The following is a 22,294-nucleotide window of genomic DNA, read 5'->3' on the forward strand; positions in this document are numbered from 1 at the left end:
GCTCGCCGGGACCGGCGCACCGATCGGTTCCACTCGCGTGACAGACGTCATGCGTCATCGATTCCCTTTCGACCTCTCCCCGGTTTGCCTCGCCCATACCGCTATGCACCGGCGGCGCAAAACTGGCGCACATCAGGTAGAGTTGGAGCCCGGGTCATTCCGCATACGATTCCGGTTCCCCTGAGCCGTGTCGAAGCCGCCGGGGCCGAACCTGGCACGCAGGCGCCGCGATCCGAGTCGCCGTTTCTGGCAGTCCCGACATGATCGCGTTGCCTGAATGACGGTTTGCACGGAGCAGAATCCGGGCTGGTGCGTGTCCGCTATCGATCCGGATCGCATGCCCGATAGCCTCCCCAGCCAGCCGCACCGATAACCACGCATTGACCGCTGGTCCTGCCGGCGGAGCAGTCGACAAGACGGCACGGGCCGGCGCATCAGAACGCACCCGCTGCCGTTCGAATCCCCACCCGGCACCCGTGGTGCGACGCGGGCGCCTCGACCAGGAGGTGAACGATGATCACGCTGACCGTCAACGGTAGCGAGCAGCACTTCGACGGCAATCCCGATATGCCGTTGCTCTGGTATCTGCGCGATGTCCTCGGCCACACCGGCACCAAGTTCGGCTGCGGCATGGCACTGTGCGGTGCTTGCACCGTGCACCTCGACGGCGTTGCGATCCGGTCGTGCATCACGCCGGTCGCCGCGGCTTCCGGCAAGCGCGTGACGACGATCGAGGGACTGTCGACGGCCCTCGATCATCCGCTGCAGCAGGCCTGGCAGGAACTGAACGTCGCGCAGTGCGGCTACTGCCAGTCCGGGCAGATCATGCAGGCCGCGTCGCTACTGAAAACGAATCCCCATCCGACCGACGCCGACATCGACGATGCGATGTCCGGGAACATCTGCCGCTGCGGCACCTACACGCGCATTCGCGCGGCCATCCGCCTGGCCGTTCGCCGCGGAGGTGCCGCATGAGTGCGTCCGAACTCTCCGTCCATAACGAAAGCCGCCGTGCGCTGCTGCTCGGCTTCGCATCCGGCGGGTTGCTGCTCGCGTTCGGCGTGCCGTCGCTCGCGCGCGCAGCCGTGCCGGTGCAGCCGCCCGTCAGCGCGAATCCGCAGTATGGCGGCGCGGGGATGCCGCACGGGTTGCGCGACGATCCGCATCTGTTCGTCGCGATCGCGCCGGACGGCACGGTCACCGTGACCTGTATCCGCTCCGAGATGGGGCAGGGCGTGCGCACGAGCGTCGCGCTCGTGGTGGCGGACGAACTGGGCGCGGACTGGGCGCGCGTGAAGGTCGCGCAGGCCGTCGGCGACGAGCCGCGCTATGGCAACCAGAACACCGACGGATCGCGCAGCCTGCGCCAGAGCTTCGCCGCGCTGCGCCGCGCGGGCGCGGCTGCGCGCACGATGCTCGAACAGGCGGCTGCCGCGGTGTGGGGCGTCGATACGCGTCAGGTCAAGGCGATGGTGCATGAGGTCGTCGACACGAAGAGCGGGCGCAAGCTCGGCTTTGGCGAACTGGCGGCGAAAGCGGCCGCGCTGCCGGCGCCGGATCCGGCAATGGTGGTGCTGAAGGCGCCGGCCGAATTCCGCTATATCGGCAAGGGCGAAACGGCGCTGATCGACGGGCGCGACATCGTCGGCGGTCGCGCGCACTACGGGATCGACACGCGGCTCGACGGCATGCTGTATGCAGTCGTCGCGCGACCGTCGGCCTATGGTGACACGGTTGCGTCGTTCGACGCATCGGCAGCGGAGCAGCTGCCGGGCGTGGTCAAGGTCGTGCCGCTCGCGCCGACACCGCTGCCGTCCGGCTTCCAGCCGCTCGGCGGCGTGGCCGTCGTCGCCCGCGATACGTGGACGGCGATCCAGGCGCGTGCGCAACTGAAGATCGACTGGAAGCGCGGGCCCCACGCGAACTACGATTCGGCCGAGTATCGCAAGACGCTCGAAGCGGCTGCCGCGCAACCGGGCGACGTGATCCGCAACGACGGCGACGCGGCGGCAGCGCTGGCCGGCGCCGCGAAGCGCGTGCGTGCGACGTACTACGTCCCGCATCTCGCGCACGCGACGATGGAGCCGCCCGCGGCCGTCGCGCGCGTGGCCGACGGGCGCTGCGAAGTGTGGACCTGCACGCAGGCGCCCCAGACCACGCGCGACGAGGTCGCGAAAGCGCTCGGGTTGCCGACGGAGCGCGTGACGGTCAACGTGACGCTGCTCGGCGGCGGTTTCGGCCGCAAGTCGAAGCCCGACTACGTGGTGGAGGCGGCGCTGCTGTCGAAGGCGGCCGGCGCGCCCGTCAAGCTGACGTTCACACGCGAGGACGACATCGCGCACGACTATTTCCACGCGGTGTCGCTCGAGGCGTTCGATGGCGGGATCGATGCGTCGGGGAACGTGGTCGCGTGGCAGCATCGCACGGTCGCGCCGTCGATCCAGTCGACGTTCCGGGCCGGCGTCGTACACGAGCAGCCGGGCGAGCTCGCGCAGGGGATTGCCGACCTGCCGTTCGCGATTCCGAACGTGCGGATCGAGAATCCGGCCGCGCAAGCGCATACGCGAATCGGCTGGTTCCGTTCGGTCTACAACATCCCGCATGCATTCGGCATCCAGAGCTTCGTGTCGGAGCTGGCGCATGCGGCCGGTCGCGACCCGAAGGATTTCCTGCTCGAATTGATCGGTCCCGCGCGGCGATTCGAGCCGCACATCGCGGTGAAGAACGTGAACTACGGCGAGGATCCGGCGCTGTATCCGGTCGATACCGGGCGGCTACGGCGCGTGGTCGAGACGGTCGCGCGCGGAGCAGGCTGGGGGCGCGCGCTGCCGAAGGGGCACGGGCTCGGGATCGCCGCGCATCGCAGCTTCGCGTCGTACACGGCGGCGGTGTGCGAGGTGCAGGTCGATGCCGACGGCAAGATCGCGGTGCCGCGAGTCGATATCGCGATCGACTGCGGGCCGCAGGTCAATCCGGAGCGGGTACGCTCGCAGCTCGAGGGCGCGGTGGTGATGGGGCTCGGGATCGCGCTGCACGGGGAGATCACGTTCAAGGACGGCCACCCGGAGCAGAGCAACTTCAACGGCTTCCAGGTGCTGAGAATGAACGAAGCGCCGCGCGAAATTCGCGTGCATCTCGTCGCGCCGGACGATTTTGCGACGCCGCTCGGCGGCGTGGGCGAGCCGGGCCTGCCGCCCGTTGCGCCGGCGCTGACCAATGCGATCTTCGCGGCGACCGGCACGCGCATCCGCAGCCTGCCGGTCGCCGATCAGCTCGCGAAGCGCCGGGCGGGGTGACACCATCCCCAGGCCGGGCCGCATCGTGCGGCCCGGTACGCATCCATCCTTGAACAAGGAGTGTCGACGTGGCCTCATCCGATGTCAGCGTGAAGCAGGCAGTTTCCCCCACCGAATGGGATGCGCGAGTCAACCTGGCGGCGGCGTATCGCCTCACCGCGCTGTTCGGCTGGGACGATCTCGTGTTCACCCATATTTCCGCGCGCGTACCCGGCCCGGAGCACCACTTCCTGATCAACCCGTACGGCATGATGTTCGACGAGATCACGGCATCGTCGCTGGTCAAGGTGGATCTCGACGGACGCAAGGTGTCCGAATCACCCTACGAGATCAATCCGGCCGGCTTCACCATCCACAGCGCGGTGCATGCGGCCCGCGACGACGCGCTGTGCGTGATGCATACGCACTCGATCAACGGCGTCGCCGTGTCGGCGCAGGAAGGGGGCTTGCTGCCGCTGTCGCAGCAGTCGCTCGGCGTGCTGGCGTCGCTCGGTTATCACGACTACGAGGGCATTGCGCTCAACGAGGGCGAGAAGGCGCGCCTCGTGCACGACCTCGGCGCCAACACGAACCTGATGTTGCGCAACCACGGCCTGCTGACCGTTGGCGCGACGCCGGCAGACGCGTTCGTCGCGATGTACTTCTTCGAAGCGGCCTGCATGATCCAGGTCCGTGCGCAGGCCGGCGGCTCGGCGTTGCTGCCGATCGCGCAACCGATTCTCGACGGCATCAAGCAGCAGATCGCCGCGGTGACGCGCGGGATGGGCGCCGGGGCGCTCGTCTGGCCCGGCTTGCTGCGCCGGCTCGATCGGCGCAATCCCGGTTACGCGAACTAGCGCATCTGTCGTTGTCGGTTTAGAACGACCGTGCTAAATTCCCGGCAGCACCTGCAGTCACGGAACCCTTCATTCGGCTGACGATGCCGGCCCCGGGAGGCAGCACGATGAGCTTGTTGATGTCGCGACGCGATCTCGCGTTCCTGCTGTATGACTGGCTCGACGCGGAAGCGCTCGTCGCGCTGCCGCATTACGCCGAACACAGTCGCGAGACGTTCGGCGCGGTGCTCGACACCAGCGAGCGGATTGCCGAAGACCTGTTCGCGCCGCATGCGGCGCGTGGCGATCGCGAGGAGCCGCACTTCGACGGCGAGCGCGTGACGCTGATCCCGGACGTCGAACCGGCCGTGCGCGCCTTTGCGGACGCCGGGCTGATCGCCGCGGGCCATGACGAAGCGCTCGGCGGCATGCGCTTGCCGAAGCTGGTCGAAGCCGCGTCGTTCCTGTACTTCCAGGCCGCGAACATCGCGACGGCCGCCTATCCGTTCCTGACCGTCGCCAACGCGAACCTGCTCGTCGCGCACGGCAGCCCCGCGCAGATCGACGCGTTCGCGCGCCCGGAACTGGAAGGGCGCTACCTCGGCACCATGTGCCTGTCCGAGCCGCAAGCCGGTTCGTCGCTGTCCGACATCGCGACGCGTGCGGATTTCGAGGGCGATTCGCCGCTCGGCCCGCGCTACCGGCTGACCGGCAACAAGATGTGGATCTCGGGCGGCGAGCACGAGCTGGCGGAGAACATCGTTCACCTCGTGCTCGCGAAGATTCCCGACGAACATGGCCGGCTGCTGCCCGGCACGCGCGGCATCTCGCTGTTCATCGTGCCCAAGTACCTGCCGGGCAGCGACGGCGCGGCGCAGGGCGAGCACAACGACGTGGTGCTCGCCGGGCTGAACCACAAGATGGGCTACCGCGGCACCACCAACTGCCTGCTGAACTTCGGCGAAGGCACGCGCTACCGCCCGGAAGGGCGCGCAGGCGCGATCGGCTATCTGGTCGGCCAGCCGAACCACGGTCTGGCGTACATGTTCCACATGATGAACGAGGCGCGCATCGGTGTCGGCGCGGGCGCGGTGGCGCTCGGCTACACGGGTTACCTGCACGCGCTCGACTATGCGCGCAACCGGCCGCAAGGGCGCCCGCTCGGGCCGGCGGGCAAGGATGCCGCCGCGCCGCAGGCGCCGATCGTCGGGCATCCGGACGTGCGGCGCATGCTGCTCGCGCAGAAGGCTTATGTCGAAGGCGGTCTCGCGCTGATCCTGTACTGCGCGAAGCTAGTCGACGAAGCACGCGCGCACGTCGACCCCGACGCGCGCGCCGACGCCGCGCGCCTGCTCGACATCCTGACGCCGATCGCGAAAAGCTGGCCGTCGCAGTGGTGTCTTGCGGCGAACGACCTTGCGATCCAAGTGCACGGCGGCTATGGCTACACGCGCGATTACGCGGTCGAGCGGCTCTATCGCGACAATCGGCTCAACCCGATTCACGAAGGCACGCACGGGATCCAGGCGCTCGACCTGCTGGGCCGCAAGGTCGCGCAGGACGATGGCGCATTGCTGCGCGCACTGGATGCGCGGATCGGCACGACTATCGAACGTGCGCGCACGCTCGATGCCGGCCTGCGCGAGCAGGCCGACGCGCTGGCGCGGCGCTGGGCGCGGCTGGTCGAGGTCACGCGGCAACTCGGCGCGATCGGCGATCCGCAGGTGCGGCTCGCGAATGCGAGCGTCTATCTGGAAGCGTTCGGCCATCTCGTCGTCGCATGGCTGTGGCTCGACGTGACGCTCGCCGCGCACGGGCAAGCCGACGATTTCCACGACGGCAAGCGTGCGGCCGCCCGTTACTTCTACAAATGGGAATTGCCGAAAGTGGATGCGCAGCTCGATCTGCTCGCGAGCGTCGATACGACGACGCTCGACATGCGCGACGCGTGGTTCTGATCGTTGCTTCATCGACATTCCGGAATGCAGACGATGTCGCGGATGCCGATTCCGTCGGCTGTCGCGTATGCGTCGTGAACCGGCCGTGCGGGCGTGCCCCGCAGGCTGACCCAATGCGCGGCCACGCCGCACAAGGAGAGAGAAGCGCATGAAAGCCCTGTTGTGTACCGCATTCGGCCCGATCGACAGCTTGCGCATCGAGGACGTGGCGACTCCCGAGCCGGCCGCGGGCCAGGTCCGGGTTCAGGTGAAGGCCGCATCGCTCAATTTCCCCGACGCGCTGATCGTCCAGGGGTTGTACCAGGTGAAGCCGGCGCTGCCGTTTTCGCCGGGCGCGGAATTCGCCGGCGTGATCGACGCGGTGGGTGAAGGCGTGACCGCGTGGCGGCCGGGCGATTCGGTGGTTGCGTTCACCGGGCACGGCGGGTTCGCGCAGCAGTGCGTGGCCGACGTGCACCAGATTGCCGCGCTGCCGCCGGGCATGACGTTCGAGCAGGGCGCGGCGCTCGTGCTCGCGTATGGCACGTCGCTGCACGCATTGCAGCAGCGCGCGCGGCTGCAGCAGGGCGAGACCTTGCTCGTGCTGGGCGCGGCGGGCGGGGTCGGGCTCGCCGCGATCGAGATCGCGAAGGCGCTCGGCGCGCGTGTGATCGCGGCGGCGTCGAGTGCGGACAAGCTGGCGTTGTGTCGTGAGGCGGGCGCCGACGAGACGATCGACTATGCGACCGAAGACCTGCGCCGCCGTGTGGACGAACTGACCGGCGGGCGCGGTGCGGACGTCGTCTACGATCCGGTGGGCGGCGCCTACAGCGAGGCGGCGTTGCGCGCGACTGCCTGGCGCGGCCGGTTCCTCGTGGTCGGTTTCGCGGCCGGCGAGATTCCGAAGATCGCGCTGAACCTGGCGCTGCTCAAGGAGCGCGACATTCTGGGCGTGTTCTGGGGCGATGCCGTGCGCCGCGATCCGAAGCAGCATGTCGCGAACATGCACCTGCTTGCCGAGTGGTTCGCGGCCGGCAAGGTGCGACCCGCGATCACCGAGCGTGTGTCACTGACAGGTGCGGCCGATGCGATTGCGCGGATGGCGAACCGGCAGGTGAAGGGCAAGGTGGTGATCCTGCCGGACGCGTGACGGCTTTGCGCACGCGGCGTGCCGGTGGACGCCGCGTGGTTGTGGCGCAGTGCTCGCGCGCGTCAGGCACAACCCTTCTTCAATGACCCGCCGGCACGCCGGTCCAGCGCTCTTCGCGCGCAAACCGCTCGAGTATGCCGGCACGCGTCATCGGGCCTGTGCCGTGCGTGTTCGAATCGCCGTGGCAGAGCACGGTTTTCTGCGTCATCGTCCTTTCCTCCGTCAGCCGGTCAGTCTTTCGGCGAGCGCAGCACGTCGAGCGCCTGCTGCGAGAACTCGACCCAGAACCGCTCGTTCGCGATGCCGGCTTGCAGTACCAGGTGCTGAAGACGCTTCGTGCGCGAATCAGTGTCTTCCGGGAAATCGCGCGCCTCGATCTGCAGATACAGGTCGAGCTTCTCCTGGTGCAGCGCGATGCGCCGCCTGATTTCGTCATCGAGGCCGGCCGGGCCGAGCACCGCTTCCGCGCGCAGACGCACCATCAGCGCTTCGCGCAGCGGCGTCGGATCCTCCTGTTCGGCGATCCAGCGCCGCAACTCCTTCTTGCCGGCCGGCAGGATCCGGTACGTGCGCTTGCGGCCGCGCCCCGATTCGGCCGGCAGCGATTCGATCCAGCCCGCTTCTTCGAGGCGCCCCAACTCGCGATAGATCTGCTGGTGCGTCGCCTGCCAGAAATAGCCGATCGAGCGATCGAAGCGGTCGGCGAGTTCGGAGCCCGAACCGGGGCGTTCGGCGAGGGCGGTGAGGAGTGCGTGGGGCAGGGACATGTCGGGTCGGAGGAGGCCGCGGAATGAACCGCATCTTGCCATATCGGGGTCACGGTACAAGATGATGGATGCGTTTATGCAACGGGTTGCATAAACAAAAGCGGTCGACTAACATCTGTGCAACTTGTTGCATAAAAATGGGTGACCCCCGATGACACAGCGCTATCCGCATCTGACGACCCCGCTCGAGCTCGGCTTCACGTCGCTCAGGAACCGTGTACTGATGGGATCGATGCACGTGGGCCTCGAGGAAGCGCCGAACGGCTTTGAGCGGATGGCGGCGTTCTATGCGGAGCGCGCGCGCGGCGAGGCCGGCCTGATCGTGACGGGCGGATTCGCGCCGAACGAACGGGGCCGTCCGGCCCCGGGCGGCGCGATGCTGACGACCGAAGCGGAGGCAGAGCGTCATCGTGTCGTGACGCGTGCGGTGCACGCGGAGGGCGGCAGGATCGCGCTGCAGATCCTCCACTTCGGGCGCTATGCGTATCACCCGGCGCTCGCCGCACCGAGCGCGCTGAAGGCGCCGATCAACCCGTTCATGCCACATGCGCTGAGCAGCGATGAAGTCGACGAGACGATCGCCGATTTCGTGCGATGCGCGGCGCTCGCGCAGCATGCGGGTTACGACGGCGTCGAGATCATGGGGTCGGAGGGCTACCTGATCAACGAATTCATCGCCGCTCGCACCAACCATCGCGACGACGCATGGGGCGGTGCCTACGAGAACCGTATCCGTTTCCCGGTCGAGATCGTGCGGCGCGTGCGCGAGCGGGTCGGCACGAACTTCATCCTGATCTACCGGCTGTCGATGCTCGATCTCGTCGAAGGCGGCTCGACGCTCGACGAAGTGATCCGGCTCGCGCAGGCGATCGAGGCGGCCGGCGCAACGATCATCAATACGGGTATCGGCTGGCACGAGGCGCGCATTCCGACCATCGCGACGAAGGTGCCGCGCGCCGCATATGCCTGGGTCACGCGGCAGTTGATGGGCAAGGTCGGCATCCCGCTCGTCGCGACCAACCGGATCAACACGCCGGAAGTCGCGGAGCCGCTGCTGGCCGACGGCTATTGCGACATGGTGTCGATGGCGCGGCCGTTTCTCGCCGATGCCGCGTTCGTCCGCAAGGCGCGCGAAGGGCGCGCGGACGAAATCAACACGTGCATCGGCTGCAACCAGGCCTGCCTCGACCATACGTTCAGCGGCAGGATCACGTCGTGCCTCGTGAATCCGCGCGCGTGCCATGAAACCGAGCTCGTGATTCGCCCCGCGCGGCAGCGCAAGCGGATCGCCGTGGTCGGCGCCGGGCCGGCGGGCCTCGGCTTCGCGGTGACCGCGGCCGAACGCGGTCATGCGGTGACGCTGTACGAAGCCGGCGCCGAGATCGGCGGCCAGTTCAACATCGCGAAGAAGGTGCCCGGCAAGGAAGAGTTCAACGAGACGCTGCGCTATTTCCGCCGCCAGATCGTACTGCGCGGCGTGACGCTCCACGTCAATACGCGGGCGACCGCCGAGATGCTGCTGCAAGGCGAATTCGACGAAATCGTGATCGCGACGGGCATCGTGCCGCGCACGCCGCCGATCGATGGCGTCGGGCATGCGAAGACGCTCGGCTATCTCGACGTGTTGCGCGACGACAAGGCCGTGGGCCGCAGCGTCGCGATCGTCGGCGCCGGCGGCATCGGCTTCGACGTTGCGGAATATCTCGTTCGTCGCGAAGACGGCGAACAGGGCGCCTCGGACCGCTTCTTCGCCGAGTGGGGTGTCGACCCGTCGTATGCGAACGCAGGCGGCTTGCGCCGTGCGCAGCCCGAACCGGCGGCGCGACACATCCATCTGCTGCAGCGCAAGGCGTCGAAGGTCGGCGACGGGCTCGGCAAGACCACCGGATGGATCCACCGCACGGCGCTGAAGGCGCGCGGTGTCGGCATGTCGTCGGCGGTGACCTACGGACGGATCGACGACGAGGGATTCCACGTGACGATCGACGGCGTCGAACAGACGCTGCCAGTGGACAACGTCGTGATCTGCGCGGGACAGGAACCGTTGCGCGAACTGGCGGAGCAACTGGAGGCGACCGGGCGCAAGGTGCACGTGATCGGCGGCGCGTACGAAGCGGCCGAACTCGACGCGAAGCGCGCGATTCACCAGGGTACGACGCTTGCCGCCACCCTCTGAGGCTTGAGACTGGTTCGCTTTTTTCCGCCCGACGATACTGGAGTCTTCGATGACGAACGCACCGCTGCATCTTCAACCCGCTGTCGCGCAATCGCTCGACAAGTGGCATGCGATGATCGAACGCAAGGATTTTGGCGCACTGGATTCGATCGTCCATCCGGACGCCGTGTTCCGTTCGCCGATGGCGTTCAAGCCCTACGGGCCGGCGCCCGCGCTATTGCTGGCGCTGCGCACGGTCATCACGATCCTCGAGGATTTCACCTATCACCGGCAGTTCGTTACCGGCGACGGCAAGAGCGTGGTGCTGGAGTTCAGCGCGGCCGTCGGTGACAAGGCGCTGACGGGGATCGACATGATCCGTTTCGACGACGAAGGGCGAATCGTCGAATTCGAGGTCATGATCCGGCCGTTCAACGCGCTGCAGGCGCTGGGCGCGGAAATGGGCGCGCGGCTCGGGCAGCAGTTGCCGACGTTCAAGATCGGCGGCTGAGCGTCGCATCGCCGGACGGCACGTCGACGCGTTCGATGCGCTTGCCGGACCAACGCGCGAGACCGTGCGACGCGTCGACGAGCCGCGCATGGCGCGCGTGCTTGCGCGGATCGTCCTCGTTGACGGCCTGCCCGAGACGTGGCGGATCATGCGGCGCGCGCCGCAGGATTGAGCACGAAGTCGTAGTCGAGCGTGTAGAACGGCGTGTCCATGCGCGATCCGTCCGGCGCGATGCCGGGCGCGTGCCGGACCCAGTCGGCAACGAGCGTCGACCGTACGCCGAACACCGCATCGGAGTCGAGATAGCGGTCGCCGTCGCGGAACACGTGCGTGATCAGCGTTTCGTAGCCGTGCGCGTCGATCATGAAGTGCAGGTGCGCGGGGCGCCACGGATGACGGCCGAGCGCGTCGAGCATCGCTCCGACGGGGCCGTCGTGCGGAATCGGATACGGCTCGGCGAGGATCGAGCGGAATGCGTAACGGCCGTCGGCGCCGGTGCGCAGCCGGCCGCGCGCGCGGTGCGTGACCGAGCCGTCGTCGGCCGGCAGTTGCACGTCGTAGTGCCCGTCCTCGTCGGCTTGCCAGACTTCCAGCGACGCATGCGCGATCGGCATGCCGTCGATGCCGCGCACGTGGCCCGACACGAAACAGGGTTCGCCGCACGCGCCGTTCGCGATGTCGTCGAACATACCGAAGTCGCGGCTGCCTTCGACGTAGAACGGGCCGAATACGGTCGCTTCGGTACAGCCAGCCGGCTTCGCATGATTCTGCGCGGTGACGAGGGTCGACAGCCCGAGCACGTCGGAAAGCAGGATGAACTCCTGACGCTTGTCGTCGGTGATGTGGCCGACGGCGGTCAGGAAGCCGATCGCGGCTTGCCATTCAGCCTCGGTGAGCTTCGTCTCCCGCGCAAACGAATGCAGGTGCTGGACGAGACTGGTCATGACCGTGCGCAACCGCTCGTCGCGACAGCCGGCGAGCGACGCGATCACGGCCTGCGTAATGGTGTCTTCGTCGAGATTGCGCATAGGGGGTGTCTCCTGATGTCGTTGGATGGCGCGCAGACGTAACATTAATTCTTCCTGGAATCGTAAAAAAGAGGGCGGGGAGGAGTTTTGTTCTCCGCCAGGTGGAAGAATCGAACCCATGGACAAGTGGACCCAGATCGAATTTTTCGTGCAGGTCGCCGAGTTGGGCAGCCTGTCGAAGGCTGCCGAGCGGCTCGGAATGTCGAGCGCGGCGGCGAGCCGCTGCCTGAACGCGCTGGAGGAACGGCTCGGTGCGCGGCTCGTCGAGCGCACCACGCGGCGCCTGTGGCTGACCGACGCCGGGCATGAATATCACCGGCGCTGCGTCGCGATCCTGATGGAACTGTCGGAGGCCGATGCGGCGGTCAACGAAGCGAGCGTCAACCCGGCCGGCACGCTGCGCGTGACCGCGTCGGTATCGTTCGCGTCGATCTATCTCGCCCCCGCATTGCCGGAGTTTCACCGGCGCTACCCGAACCTGAACGTGCAGATCGTCGCGGCGAACCGCTATCCGGATTTCATCGAGGCCGGCATCGACGTGGCGATCCGCACGCGCGAGCATGAAGCGGATTCGGGCATCACCGTGCGCAAGCTCGCCGAGACGCGGCGCGTGCTGGCCGCGTCGCCCGGGTATCTGGCGAAGCACGGCGCGCCGGAGACGCCCGATGCGCTGGGCGACCACCGGCTGCTGGTCTACAACCTCGCGAACGACCCGTATGTCCTGCATTTCCGCCACGGCGCGAAGAAGCGGTCGGTCACGATCAAGAGCGTGCTCGATGCGAACGAAGGGCAGGTGATCCGCGCCGCGGCGCTTGCCGGGCTCGGCATCCTGATCCAGCCGCTCTACATCATTCACGACGATATCGTCGCGGGGAAGCTGGTCCCGGTGCTCACCGACTGGCAACTGCCGGTGCTCACCGTCAACATCGCGTACCAGAGCCGCCGTCACCAGCCGGCGAAGATCCGCGTTTTCACCGAATTCCTGATCGAGCGTTTCGAACGTCTCGGGCTCGCGCGCAAATGGAAGGAAGTCGGCCGCTGAGCGCAGGCGGGTGCGGCACCGTCGCGTATTTCTCCGTGTCACGAAGAACGGTTCTCCCGAGCGTCGTCGGTTCCGCCGCAGTCGTGCGCCTTGCGTGGCGTCGCCCCGGGCCTGTGATGCGCGGCTCGCGATGACGCGATAGCAATCCGGCCTGGGGGCGACATGACGTTCGCATTGCGACGGGCGCCATTGGCATTCCTGATCGCCGGGGACATTCAGGTTGCGGCATCGGCCCCGGAGAACGGGCAGGTCAGCTATCCGTTCGGCGTCGACACGGTGCCGAACGGGCCGCTTCCGCCGCCCGGCAACACGCGGTACTTCAACGACACGCCGTACTCGGCATCGAACCGGTTTGCCGGGCCGGACGGCGATAGCGCGGCGCGCGACGCCCGTCGGCAGGGCGGCCGGCATAACCTGACAAACTCCTGACGAATCAGATTGATATATTGTATCATCTGACGTTTGCGTTGCCGGCCGCCCGGGCTGCCCGGTGTGGCCGCGCGCGGCGACTCCATCCGAAGATCGATACGACGTGACGAACACCAGATTCAACCCGGCGCGCGGGGAGCGGCACGCTGCCGCGCCGCGCCGGCAGGCTCGCGCGTGGCGCGCACGCGGCTGCACGACCCTGCTGGGTTGCGCGATGGCGACCTCCGGCGCGATGGCCGGCGAAGCGGCCGCACCCGCACCGGACGAGCGGCATGCGCTGCCGGCGATCAACATCAGCGCGCAAGCCGCACCGGCCGACCCGCTGACGCAGCCGCTCGAGACGGGCTCGCGGCTCGGGCTCGCGAGCCTCGACACGCCCGCGAGTGTCGAGACGGTCACGGCCGCCACGATCGACGCGCGCGGCGATCGCACGGTGCTCGACGCGGTGACGCGCACCGCGGGGTTCTCGAGTGCGATGGCGCCCGGCAACGGCGGCACCGCATTGAGCGTGCGAGGCTTCAGCGGGCAGGAATCGGTGATGACGCTGCTGGACGGCGTGCGGCTGATGCCGGCTGCCGGCACGATCACCTTCCCGTTCGATACGTGGTCGGTCGAGCGTATCGAGGTGCTGCGCGGCCCGGCGTCGGTGCTGTACGGCGAAGGGGCGATCGGCGGTGTCGTGAACGTGGTGCCGAAGCGGCCGCAGCGCATGCGCGAGACCACGCTGCAGGTCGGTGTGGGCCCCGACGGCGCGAAGCGCGCCGCGTTCGATACGACGGGGGCGCTCGGCTCGCAGCTGTCGTATCGTTTCTATGCGAGCGATGCGCGCGCGAACGGTCTCGCCGAGCGCGCCGATACGCATACGACGGCCGTTGGCGGCGCGCTGAAGTTCGACGTGAGCCCGAAGCTCACGCTGACGCTCGACTTCGACTACGGCCGCCAGATGCCGGCGACCTACTATGGCGTGCCGGCGCCGAACGGCGTGCTCGATCCGTCGCTGCGCAAGCTCAACTACAACGTCGCCGATGCGACGATGTCCTACTACGACCAGTGGACGCGCCTGTCGGCTCGCTACCGGCCGACGGCCGGCGTGACGATCGACAACCAGCTTTACTACCTGACGTCGAACCGCCACTGGCGCAATGCCGAATCGTATGCGCTCGATGCCGCGACGGGTCTCGTCACGCGCAGCGACTATCTCGACATCGGCCACCATCAGCGCCAGATCGGCGACCGGCTGAGCGCACGCTTCGACGGCACGCTGTTCGGCCGTGCGAACCGCTTCGTCGTCGGCACGGAATTCAGCCAGATCACGTTCAGCGGCACCAACAATTCGCCGTATGGCGGTGAATCGACCGTGCCCGCGCATGGCTTCGATCCCGGCGTGTTCACGAGCCCCGACCCGACGGTGCCGCAGTTCAGCACGCGGGCGCGGCAGGCCGCGGTGTTCGCCGAGAACCGGCTCGAAGTGCTGCCGCGGCTCGCGTGGGTGAGCGGCCTGCGCTACGACCATATCGCGTTCAGTCGCGAGCAGGCCGCGACCGGAGCGGGCTTCGACAAGCGTTTCGCGAACGTCGGCTGGCGCACGGGCTTCGTGTTCGACGTTGCGCCGACGCTCAGCGCGTATGCGCAGTACACGACGGGCGCGGAGGGCCTCGGCTCGCTCGTGACGCTGTCCGCGTCGCAGGCAAGCTATCGGCTCGCGACCGGCGAGCAGTGGGAGGCCGGGCTCAAGCAGACGCTGCTCGACGGCCGCGCATACTGGACGTTCGCCGTGTACGACATCACGAAGCGCAACCTGCTCAGTACCGATCCGTTCAATCCCGCGCTGCGCCAGCAGGTCGGCCGGCAATCGTCGCGCGGCATCGAGCTGACCGGTGGCGCGCGGATGCCGCACGGCTGGACGGTCGATGCGAACGTCGCGCTGCTGCGTGCACGCTACGACGCGTTCAACCAGACGACCGGCGGCGCAACGGTGTCGCGGGCCGGCAACGTGCCGTCGAACGTGCCGCAGCAGACCGCGAACCTCTGGCTCGGCTGGGCGTTTGCCGAGCGCTGGCAGGCGAATGCGGGCGTGCGCTACGTCGGCGCGACGTACGGCGACGACGCGAACCGCGTGCAGGTGCCGTCCTACACGGTGTTCGATGCGTCGCTGCGCTGGCAGCCGACGTCGCGCACCGAGCTGGCGTTGTACCTGCGCAATCTCGCGAACCGCACGTATGCGGTGACGACGTCGAACGGCGGCGAGCAATGGCTGCTCGGCCCGTCGCGGTCGGCGGAGCTCGTCGCGACGATGCGCTTCTGATGCGGCGCGACGAGCCTCCCGTGGCGCATATGCTCGATATCGAGCGCGTGAGCTGGTCTCCCGGCGGCGCGATCACCGTGCTCGATTCGGTGACGCTGAGCGTGGCCGAAGGCGAGTTCGTCGGGCTGGTCGGCCCGAACGGCAGCGGCAAGACGAGCCTGCTGCGCTGCGTGTTCCGTTACGCGCGGCCCGATGCCGGCCGCGTCGCGCTCGATGCGCAGGACGTGTGGCGCATGCGGCCGCGCGCGGTCGCGCAGCGCATCGCGGTGCTGCAGCAGGAGACGCCGGACGATTTCGGGCTGACGGTCGACGAACTGGTCGGCATGGGGCGCACGCCGCACCTGCGGCCGTTCGATGCGGAGACGGCGGACGATTGCCGGATCGTCGAATCCGCATTGCACGACGTCGGCCTCGTCGAGCGCCGTGCGCAACGCTTCGCGTCGCTGTCGGGCGGCGAGAAGCAGCGCGCGCTGCTGGCCCGCGCGCTCGCGCAGCAGCCTGAATTGCTGCTGCTCGACGAGCCGACCAACCATCTCGACCTGCGTCACCAGCTCGAACTGCTCGCGCGCGTGCGACGCCTCGGCATCGCGACGCTCGCCACGATTCACGACCTCAATCTCGCGGCCGCGTATTGCGACCGGCTCCACGTGCTCGCGCACGGCAGGGTCGTCGCATCGGGCGTGCCGGCCGACGTGCTGACCGAAGCGCTGCTGCGCGACGTGTTCGGCGTCGCCGCGCTCGTCGATCGCCATCCCGTCACGGGCCGGCCGCGCATCACGCCGCTTCATCCGGAATGACCGCCATGCCGTTTCCTGTCTTGTCCTCCGCTTTGTCATCCCTGTCCCGTCGGCTGGTTGCCGCGACCGTGCTCGGCTGCGCGGCCGCTCATGCGGGGGCCTATCCCGTCACCGTGCGCAGTTGCGATCGCGACGTGACGTTCGAGCGCGCGCCGACGCGTGCGGTGAGCAACGACGTGAACCTGACCGAGATGATGCTCGTGCTCGGCCTGAAGGACCGGCTCGTCGGCTACACCGGGATCGGCGGCTGGAAGACGGGCACCGCGCGCGTGCGCGATGCGCTGCGCGGCGTGCCTGAACTGGCAAGCCAGTATCCGTCGCTCGAGGTGCTGGCGGCCGCGCGCGCCGACTTCTATCTCGCGGGCTGGAACTACGGGATGCATGTCGGCGGCCCGGTGACGCCCGCGACGCTCGCGCCATTCGGCATCCGTACCTACGAGCTGACCGAATCGTGCTCGCACGTGATGAAACAGTCGGCGGCCTCGTTCGACGATGTGTTCCGCGACCTGACCAATCTCGGCCGGATCTTCGGTGTCGACGCGCGCGCCGCGCAGGTCGTCGCCGCGATGCGTGCGCGTCTCGCGGCGGTGTCGCGCACGGTCGGGCGCCCGCAGCCGCTGCGCGTGTTCGTGTACGACAGCGGCACCGACAAGCCGATGACGGCCGGCGCTCTCGCGATGCCGACCGCGTTGCTGTCGGCGGCCGGGGCGCGCAACGTGATGGCCGACCTGCCGCGCAGCTGGACGCAGGTGAGCTGGGAAAGCGTGGTCGCGCGCGATCCGCAGGTGATCGTGATCGTCGACTATTCGGCCGTGACGGCTGCGCAGAAGCAGCAGTTCCTGCTGAGCCAGCCGTCGCTCGCGCGCGTGGCCGCGATCCGCGATCGGCGCTTCATCGTTATTCCTTACGACGCGGCGACGCCGGGCCCCGAGAACGTCGCGGCCGTCGAGACGCTGGCGCGCGCGTTGTATCCGGCCGCGTTCGCCGGGCCGGCGCGATGAGCGTGCGCGTGCCTGCATCGCGGCCCGACATGCGCGTGGTGCTGCCGGCGCTAGCGCTGCTGCTGGTCGTGTCGATCGTCGCGTCGGCCGCGTTCGGCCCGGCGCCGATTGCGATCTCGACTGCGGTGCGGATCGTCGCCACGCACATCGTGTCGGCGTTCGGCGAGACCGGCGCGTTCGCGGCGGGGGCGGGCGACGACAGCATCGTCTGGCTGATCCGGATGCCGCGCGCGCTGCTGGCCGCGATCGTCGGCGCGACGCTGGCAGCGGTCGGCGTGGCGCTGCAGGCCGCGACCGCGAACCGCCTGGCCGATCCGCACCTGCTCGGCGTGAGCGCGGGCGCGATGCTCGGCGCCGTCGCGGTCACCGTGATGACCGGTGCGGCATTCGGCCCGTTCACGCTGTCGGCCGCCGCATTCGCGGGCGCGCTCGCGGCGACCGCTTGCGTCGTTGCGCTCGCTTACCGGCGTGGCCGGCTCGAATCGGACCGGCTGCTGCTCGCCGGCGTATCCGTGTCGTTCATGATGGCGGCGTTCGGCAACCTGCTCTTGTATCTCGGCGACCAGCGCGCAGCGTCGTCGGTGCTGTTCTGGATGCTCGGCGGCGTCGGGCTCGCGCGCTGGGATCTGTTGCCGGTGCCGGCCGTATGCGCGACGCTTGCCGGCGGCGCGTTGTACGCGCGCCGGCGCGAACTGAATGCGCTGATGTCGGGCGATGCTGCCGCGGCTGCGCTCGGCGTGCCGAGCGCGCGGATGCGGCGCGAGGTCTTCGTCGTCGCGTCGTTCGCGACCGGCGCGATGGTGGCGGTGAGCGGGGCGATCGGCTTCGTCGGGCTCGTGACGCCGCATCTGTGCCGTCGCGTCGTCGGCGCCGAGCACGGCAGGCTGCTGCCGGTGGCCTCGCTGACCGGTGCGATTCTGCTCGTATGGGCCGATGTGGCCGCTCGCACGCTCGCGGCACCGGAGGATCTGCCGATCGGAATCGTGACCGCGATGTTCGGCAGCCTGTTCTTCGTCGCGCTGCTGCGCCGCCGCTGAGCGGCGCGCACGCCCCGGCGGCAGGCGGTCAGGCGAAGGCGGCCGGGGCGCCTGCCGCGCGCTTCATTGCCGCGGAGCGGCCATGCCGGCGTTGCCGCCGAACGCGTCGGTGCGCGTGAGGGGGTCCGGCAAATCGAACAGATTGTCCGGCAGCGTCAGCGCGGGCAGTGTGATCACGAAGCGTGCGCCGCCAAGCGGCGAATCCTCGAGCCGCACGTCGCCCCCATGCACCAGCGCAACGCGCCGCACGATCGCGAGCCCGAGCCCGAAGCCGCCGGTCTGCCGGTCGCGGCTGGAGTCGAGTCGCTGGAACGGCTCGAATACGCGGGCGCGTTCGGTGGCCGGAATACCGGGGCCATCGTCATCGACGCTCAGCACGAGCGCGCCGGACGCGTTGCGCTCGGCGGCGAGCAGCACCGTGCGCGATGCGTAGCGCGCGCCGTTGCGGATCAGGTTCAGCAACGCGCGGGCGACCAGCTTCGGGTCGCACACGTGGGTCGCGGGTGCGCCGAGCGCCGACACGTCGAGCGCCGACACGTCGAGCGTGATGTCGCGATCGACGATGTCGTTCGCGACGTTGCCGGCGACGCTGTCGAGCAGCGCATCGACGACGACTTCCATCGGCGCGAGCTGGCTCGCGCCCTGTTCGAGCCGGCCGATCGTCAGGAGCTCGGTCACGAGTTCGTCGAGTTCGCGCACGTCGCGCCGCAGCGCGTCGCGGCGTTCGCGCATGCGGCCCGTCTCGTCGGGCTCCGCGAGCAGCGCGAGCCCGAATTCGAGCCGCGCGAGCGGCGTCTTCAGTTCGTGCGAGATGCCGTGCATCATTTCGCGCTGCTGCTTGATCGACGCTTCGATGCGCTCGGCCATGTCGTTGAACTGCTGCGACAGCTCGTAGATGTTCGACCGGCCCGACAGCTTCACGCGCGTCGACAGGTTGCCCGCGCCGAACGCGCGCGCGGCCTCCTGCAGCCGGCGCAGGTCGCGCCAGTGATACGAGGTCCACAGCGCGACGGCGAACAGCGCCGCGAACGCGATCACCAGGTACGCATAGATCTTGATGTCGAGGTCGGCGGGCTCGATCGGGCGCGCATGGAGCACGGAGCCGTCCGCGAGCGGCATGTAGTAGTTCCTGCCGTCGTAGCTGATCGCGATCTTGCCGGCGTCGAGGTCGCGCAGCGGCGCGCCGCTCAGTTGCGCACGGGCGTCGGCCATCGTCACGAAACCGAATCGTTCGTTGCCGTGTTGCGCGAGTTCGCGCAGCGCGAGCATGCGCTGCGCGCCCGGATGGCGTTCGAGGTAGTCGTTCAGCACGAACGCGTAGGTGGTCAGCGAATCGCGCTGCGCCTGTGCCGCGCGCTCGTAGAAAATCCTGTCGAACGAGAGTTGGATGAACACGATCGAGGCGGCGCCGCACAGGATCACGATGAGGTACAGCTTGATCAGCGGGCGCAGCATTTACTCGTCCCAGGCGGAAGGGCTGAACAGGTAGCCGCGGCCCCAGATCGTCTTGATCCGGTGCGGCTCCGACGAAACGTCCTCGAAGCGGCGGCGCAGCTTCGAGATGCCCGAGTCGACCGAGCGGTCGAGCCCGTCGAACTCGATCCCGCGCAGCTGCCTCAGGATGTCGTCGCGACTCAGCACGGTGCCGGCCGCACGCGCGAGGATCAGCAGCAGGTTGAATTCGGTGGTTTTCAGGTCGACCGGCTCGCCGCGCCACGTGACCGTCCGGTTCGGCGGCGAAATCGTCAGCTCGCCGAACACGAGGGCTTGCGGCTCGGCGGCGGCCGGTTCCGGCGCGGCGGGCTGCGCGCGGCGCAGCAGCGCGCGGGCGCGCGCGACCAGCACGCGCGGCTCGATCGGCTTCGTCACGTAGTCGTCGGCGCCGGTCTCGAGGCCCGCGACCTGGTCGTAGACATCGGCGCGCGCGGTGAGAATCAGCACCGGGATGTTGGTGAACGCGCGAATGCGCCGGCAGACTTCCATCCCGTCGAGATTCGGCAGCATCAGGTCGAGTATCACCAGCGCCGGCCGGTGCTCGCGTACCGCGGCGACGGCGAGATCGCCGCGCCGCACGACCGTCACCGCGAATTCGTAGCCGTCGAGGTATTCGCGCACGAGCTGCGCGAGGCGGTCGTCGTCCTCGATCAGCAGCACACGGTATTTGAGCGGATTGTCGTTCTTCATGGTCTCCTCGGAATGCGCGCGTCGTCTTCCACTTCTGCGCGCGGGCGCGCGGCACGCGAATTCTATCCGGCGTTCCGACGGCCGGGGCGGCCGTACGACAATCAGGAACAATCGAACACATTTGCGCACAGATTCACCGCAGATTCCGGACAGTCCCGGCGCGCGGCGATCCCTAGACTGCGGGCTCCGTCACTCTTATTTCAATATTGTGCGCCCATCTCTCCGCTCCTTGCGCTATTGCATGCCGCTTGCCGGCCTGACTCTTGCCGCCGTCGCCCACGCCGAAAACCAGTATGCGATATCGCTCGGCGGCGGATTCGCACCGCGCTACCAGGGGAGCAACCAGTATCGCGGCGTGGCCGCGCCGTCGTTTTCCGCGATGTTCGGCAATGGCTTCTTCATTGACGGCACGCAGGGCGCCGGCTACCGGCTGGACTTGCCGCACGGCGCGTTCGTGTCGGCGGCGTTGGGCTACGACGCGGGCCGCGCCGACGAAAACCGCTTCGACCTGCCGGGTTCGAACCACCTGAAGGGGATGGGGCGGGTGCCGGGCTCGGTGCTCGTCGGCTTGCGTGCCGGCGTGAAGCTGCTGGACGGCGGCGAACTGACCGTCGCGATCGACGCGCCGGTCACGCATGCGTCGCGCGGCCTGTCCGGGCATGTCGACCTCGCGGTGCCGGTGTTCACGGCCGCGCGACACACGATCGTCGTGACGGGCAGCGTGCATGCCGGCACGGGCCGCTACATGCAGACGTTCTACGGCGTGACCGACGCGCAGTCGATGACGAGCGGGTTCCGGCCGTATTCGACGAGCGGCGGGGTCGACAGCGCGACGCTGTCGCTGGCGTGGAACTGGGATCTGTCGCAGCACTGGTCGGTGCGCGCGACCGGCGGCATGACGCGGCTGCTCGGGCGCTATGGGGACAGCCCGATCGTCCAGACGCGCAGCAACTATTACGGCATGGCCGGCGTGACGTACAAGTTCTGAGCGGATTGTCGACGGCGGCCCCGAGTGCCGCGTTGCATCGGCAGGCATGGGGCGGCGCGATTGAGCCGCGGCGCTGCGCGATGCATGGGCGCCGCGCCGTGGCGGCCGACCGCCTGCGGTAACATGCAGGCGGCTTTGGCTTTGGCTTCGGGCCGGCCCCGAGGCTCCGCTAGCCGAACCGGCGCGGCCGAAGCGCGCGAGGTCGCGGTTGGCCGGCCGGCATCCGCCGGAAAACGGCTGGCGATGCGCGCAAACCAATCATGTATGCAACGCCAGGCGGGCGAGGCGCGCCGCACCTGTTTCGCCGGGCGCGCAAGGGAGAAACCGATGAAGAAGACGATCGCGATGATGATGGCGCTGGTTGCGGGCGCAACGTTTGCGGGATGCACGGACATGAAAACGAAGAATGCGACCGCGGGCGGCATGATGATGAACGGCGAGCCGGCAGTCACGTCGCAGGCATGCAAGGCGGACGCGGGGCCGGACGACGCGCTGGTCGGCAAGGCCGAGGCCGACGCGGCCGCGCTGCTCGACGGTTGCCCGTGGCGCGTGCTCGAGCGCGACGGCAAATCGTTGCCGGGCACGATGGATTACCGGCAGGAACGCCGCAATCTCGGCATTCGCGACGGCAAGGTGATCTGGGTGCGGCGCGGGTGACGGATTCGGCCGCCGCCGACGATCGGTCGTGGGCGACGGCGCTTGCGCACGCGGGAAATTGGAGGCGTGCACGGCGTGCAAGGCCGATCGAGCGGCGGCACGCGTTGCAATTCGCCGCCGCGGGGCAGCGGCATCGGTAGCCGCGCCGCTCATGCGCTTCGATACCAGTGTAGACGGACGCGTGCACGCGTCATG

Annotated in this window: 20 protein-coding genes; 15 read left to right on the top strand and 5 right to left on the bottom strand. The window is 68.5% G+C overall.

The features are described 5' to 3' along the window. The first annotated feature begins 513 nt into the window (after positions 1–513). From ACPTTC_RS07710 to ACPTTC_RS07730, 5 genes are all read left to right on the top strand, one after another. Positions 514–975, top strand: a complete 462-nt coding sequence (locus tag ACPTTC_RS07710) for a (2Fe-2S)-binding protein (protein ID WP_226197991.1) — start codon at positions 514–516, stop codon at positions 973–975. Further along, positions 972–3,296 carry a molybdopterin cofactor-binding domain-containing protein gene (locus ACPTTC_RS07715; RefSeq protein WP_423392074.1) on the top strand — a complete coding sequence of 775 codons (2,325 nt, stop codon included), beginning with the start codon at positions 972–974 and terminating at the stop codon, positions 3,294–3,296. The genes ACPTTC_RS07710 and ACPTTC_RS07715 overlap by 4 nt, the downstream gene beginning before the upstream one ends. Positions 3,297–3,364: 68 nt before the next feature. Further along, positions 3,365–4,132: a class II aldolase/adducin family protein gene (locus tag ACPTTC_RS07720; RefSeq protein WP_423392075.1), complete on the top strand. Its 768-nt coding sequence runs from the start codon at positions 3,365–3,367 to the stop codon at positions 4,130–4,132. Between the two features lie 107 nt (positions 4,133–4,239). Then, positions 4,240–6,069 (top strand): acyl-CoA dehydrogenase, encoded by a 1,830-nt coding sequence (locus ACPTTC_RS07725; protein WP_423392076.1) that lies wholly within the window; start codon positions 4,240–4,242, stop codon positions 6,067–6,069. A gap of 148 nt (positions 6,070–6,217) precedes the next feature. Further along, positions 6,218–7,198, top strand: coding sequence for an NADPH:quinone oxidoreductase family protein (locus tag ACPTTC_RS07730; protein ID WP_423392077.1), 981 nt, complete (start codon positions 6,218–6,220; stop codon positions 7,196–7,198). A 79-nt stretch (positions 7,199–7,277) separates the two neighbouring features. Here ACPTTC_RS07730 and ACPTTC_RS07735 read toward each other — a convergent pair whose 3' ends face one another. Next, on the bottom strand, positions 7,278–7,406 hold the full coding sequence (locus ACPTTC_RS07735; protein ID WP_423392078.1) for a hypothetical protein: 129 nt from the start codon (positions 7,404–7,406) through the stop codon (positions 7,278–7,280). A 22-nt stretch (positions 7,407–7,428) separates the two neighbouring features. Then, positions 7,429–7,965 (bottom strand): PadR family transcriptional regulator, encoded by a 537-nt coding sequence (locus ACPTTC_RS07740; protein ID WP_423392079.1) that lies wholly within the window; start codon positions 7,963–7,965, stop codon positions 7,429–7,431. Positions 7,966–8,116: 151 nt separating this feature from the next. Here ACPTTC_RS07740 and ACPTTC_RS07745 point away from each other — a divergent pair, with 151 nt between their 5' ends. Beyond that, positions 8,117–10,141 (top strand): FAD-dependent oxidoreductase, encoded by a 2,025-nt coding sequence (locus ACPTTC_RS07745; protein WP_423392080.1) that lies wholly within the window; start codon positions 8,117–8,119, stop codon positions 10,139–10,141. A gap of 49 nt (positions 10,142–10,190) precedes the next feature. Continuing rightward, positions 10,191–10,631 carry a nuclear transport factor 2 family protein gene (locus ACPTTC_RS07750; RefSeq protein ID WP_423392081.1) on the top strand — a complete coding sequence of 147 codons (441 nt, stop codon included), beginning with the start codon at positions 10,191–10,193 and terminating at the stop codon, positions 10,629–10,631. A gap of 146 nt (positions 10,632–10,777) precedes the next feature. On the opposite strand, the gene ACPTTC_RS07755 is transcribed toward ACPTTC_RS07750, so the two are convergent. Beyond that, a complete protein-coding gene (locus ACPTTC_RS07755; RefSeq protein ID WP_423392082.1) occupies positions 10,778–11,659 on the bottom strand; it encodes an intradiol ring-cleavage dioxygenase in 882 nt (293 codons plus the stop codon). A 118-nt stretch (positions 11,660–11,777) separates the two neighbouring features. Between ACPTTC_RS07755 and ACPTTC_RS07760 the strand changes: the two genes are divergently transcribed. From ACPTTC_RS07760 to ACPTTC_RS07785, 6 genes are all read left to right on the top strand, one after another. After that, positions 11,778–12,701 carry a LysR family transcriptional regulator gene (locus ACPTTC_RS07760; RefSeq protein WP_423392083.1) on the top strand — a complete coding sequence of 308 codons (924 nt, stop codon included), beginning with the start codon at positions 11,778–11,780 and terminating at the stop codon, positions 12,699–12,701. A 162-nt stretch (positions 12,702–12,863) separates the two neighbouring features. Further along, complete coding sequence (locus ACPTTC_RS07765) at positions 12,864–13,130, top strand: hypothetical protein (protein WP_423392084.1); 267 nt, start codon at positions 12,864–12,866, stop codon at positions 13,128–13,130. A 214-nt stretch (positions 13,131–13,344) separates the two neighbouring features. After that, complete coding sequence (locus ACPTTC_RS07770) at positions 13,345–15,435, top strand: TonB-dependent receptor (protein WP_423393331.1); 2,091 nt, start codon at positions 13,345–13,347, stop codon at positions 15,433–15,435. Beyond that, positions 15,435–16,232, top strand: coding sequence for an ABC transporter ATP-binding protein (locus tag ACPTTC_RS07775; protein ID WP_423393332.1), 798 nt, complete (start codon positions 15,435–15,437; stop codon positions 16,230–16,232). Before ACPTTC_RS07770 ends, ACPTTC_RS07775 begins: the two co-directional genes overlap by 1 nt. 5 nt (positions 16,233–16,237) lie before the next feature. Continuing rightward, positions 16,238–17,233, top strand: coding sequence for an ABC transporter substrate-binding protein (locus ACPTTC_RS07780; protein WP_423392085.1), 996 nt, complete (start codon positions 16,238–16,240; stop codon positions 17,231–17,233). Next, on the top strand, positions 17,230–18,270 hold the full coding sequence (locus ACPTTC_RS07785) for a FecCD family ABC transporter permease (RefSeq protein WP_423392086.1): 1,041 nt from the start codon (positions 17,230–17,232) through the stop codon (positions 18,268–18,270). The genes ACPTTC_RS07780 and ACPTTC_RS07785 overlap by 4 nt, the downstream gene beginning before the upstream one ends. Positions 18,271–18,333: 63 nt before the next feature. On the opposite strand, the gene ACPTTC_RS07790 is transcribed toward ACPTTC_RS07785, so the two are convergent. Further along, on the bottom strand, positions 18,334–19,725 hold the full coding sequence (locus tag ACPTTC_RS07790; protein ID WP_423392087.1) for an ATP-binding protein: 1,392 nt from the start codon (positions 19,723–19,725) through the stop codon (positions 18,334–18,336). Next, positions 19,726–20,454, bottom strand: coding sequence for a response regulator (locus ACPTTC_RS07795; RefSeq protein ID WP_423392088.1), 729 nt, complete (start codon positions 20,452–20,454; stop codon positions 19,726–19,728). Positions 20,455–20,695: 241 nt separating this feature from the next. Between ACPTTC_RS07795 and ACPTTC_RS07800 the strand changes: the two genes are divergently transcribed. Continuing rightward, positions 20,696–21,442: a MipA/OmpV family protein gene (locus ACPTTC_RS07800; protein WP_423392089.1), complete on the top strand. Its 747-nt coding sequence runs from the start codon at positions 20,696–20,698 to the stop codon at positions 21,440–21,442. Positions 21,443–21,769: 327 nt separating this feature from the next. Beyond that, a complete protein-coding gene (locus ACPTTC_RS07805) occupies positions 21,770–22,099 on the top strand; it encodes a hypothetical protein (RefSeq protein WP_175953071.1) in 330 nt (109 codons plus the stop codon). Positions 22,100–22,294 lie beyond the last annotated feature (195 nt).

Source organism: Burkholderia mycopellens (assembly GCF_964265025.1).
Classification (GTDB): Bacteria; Pseudomonadota; Gammaproteobacteria; order Burkholderiales; family Burkholderiaceae; genus Burkholderia.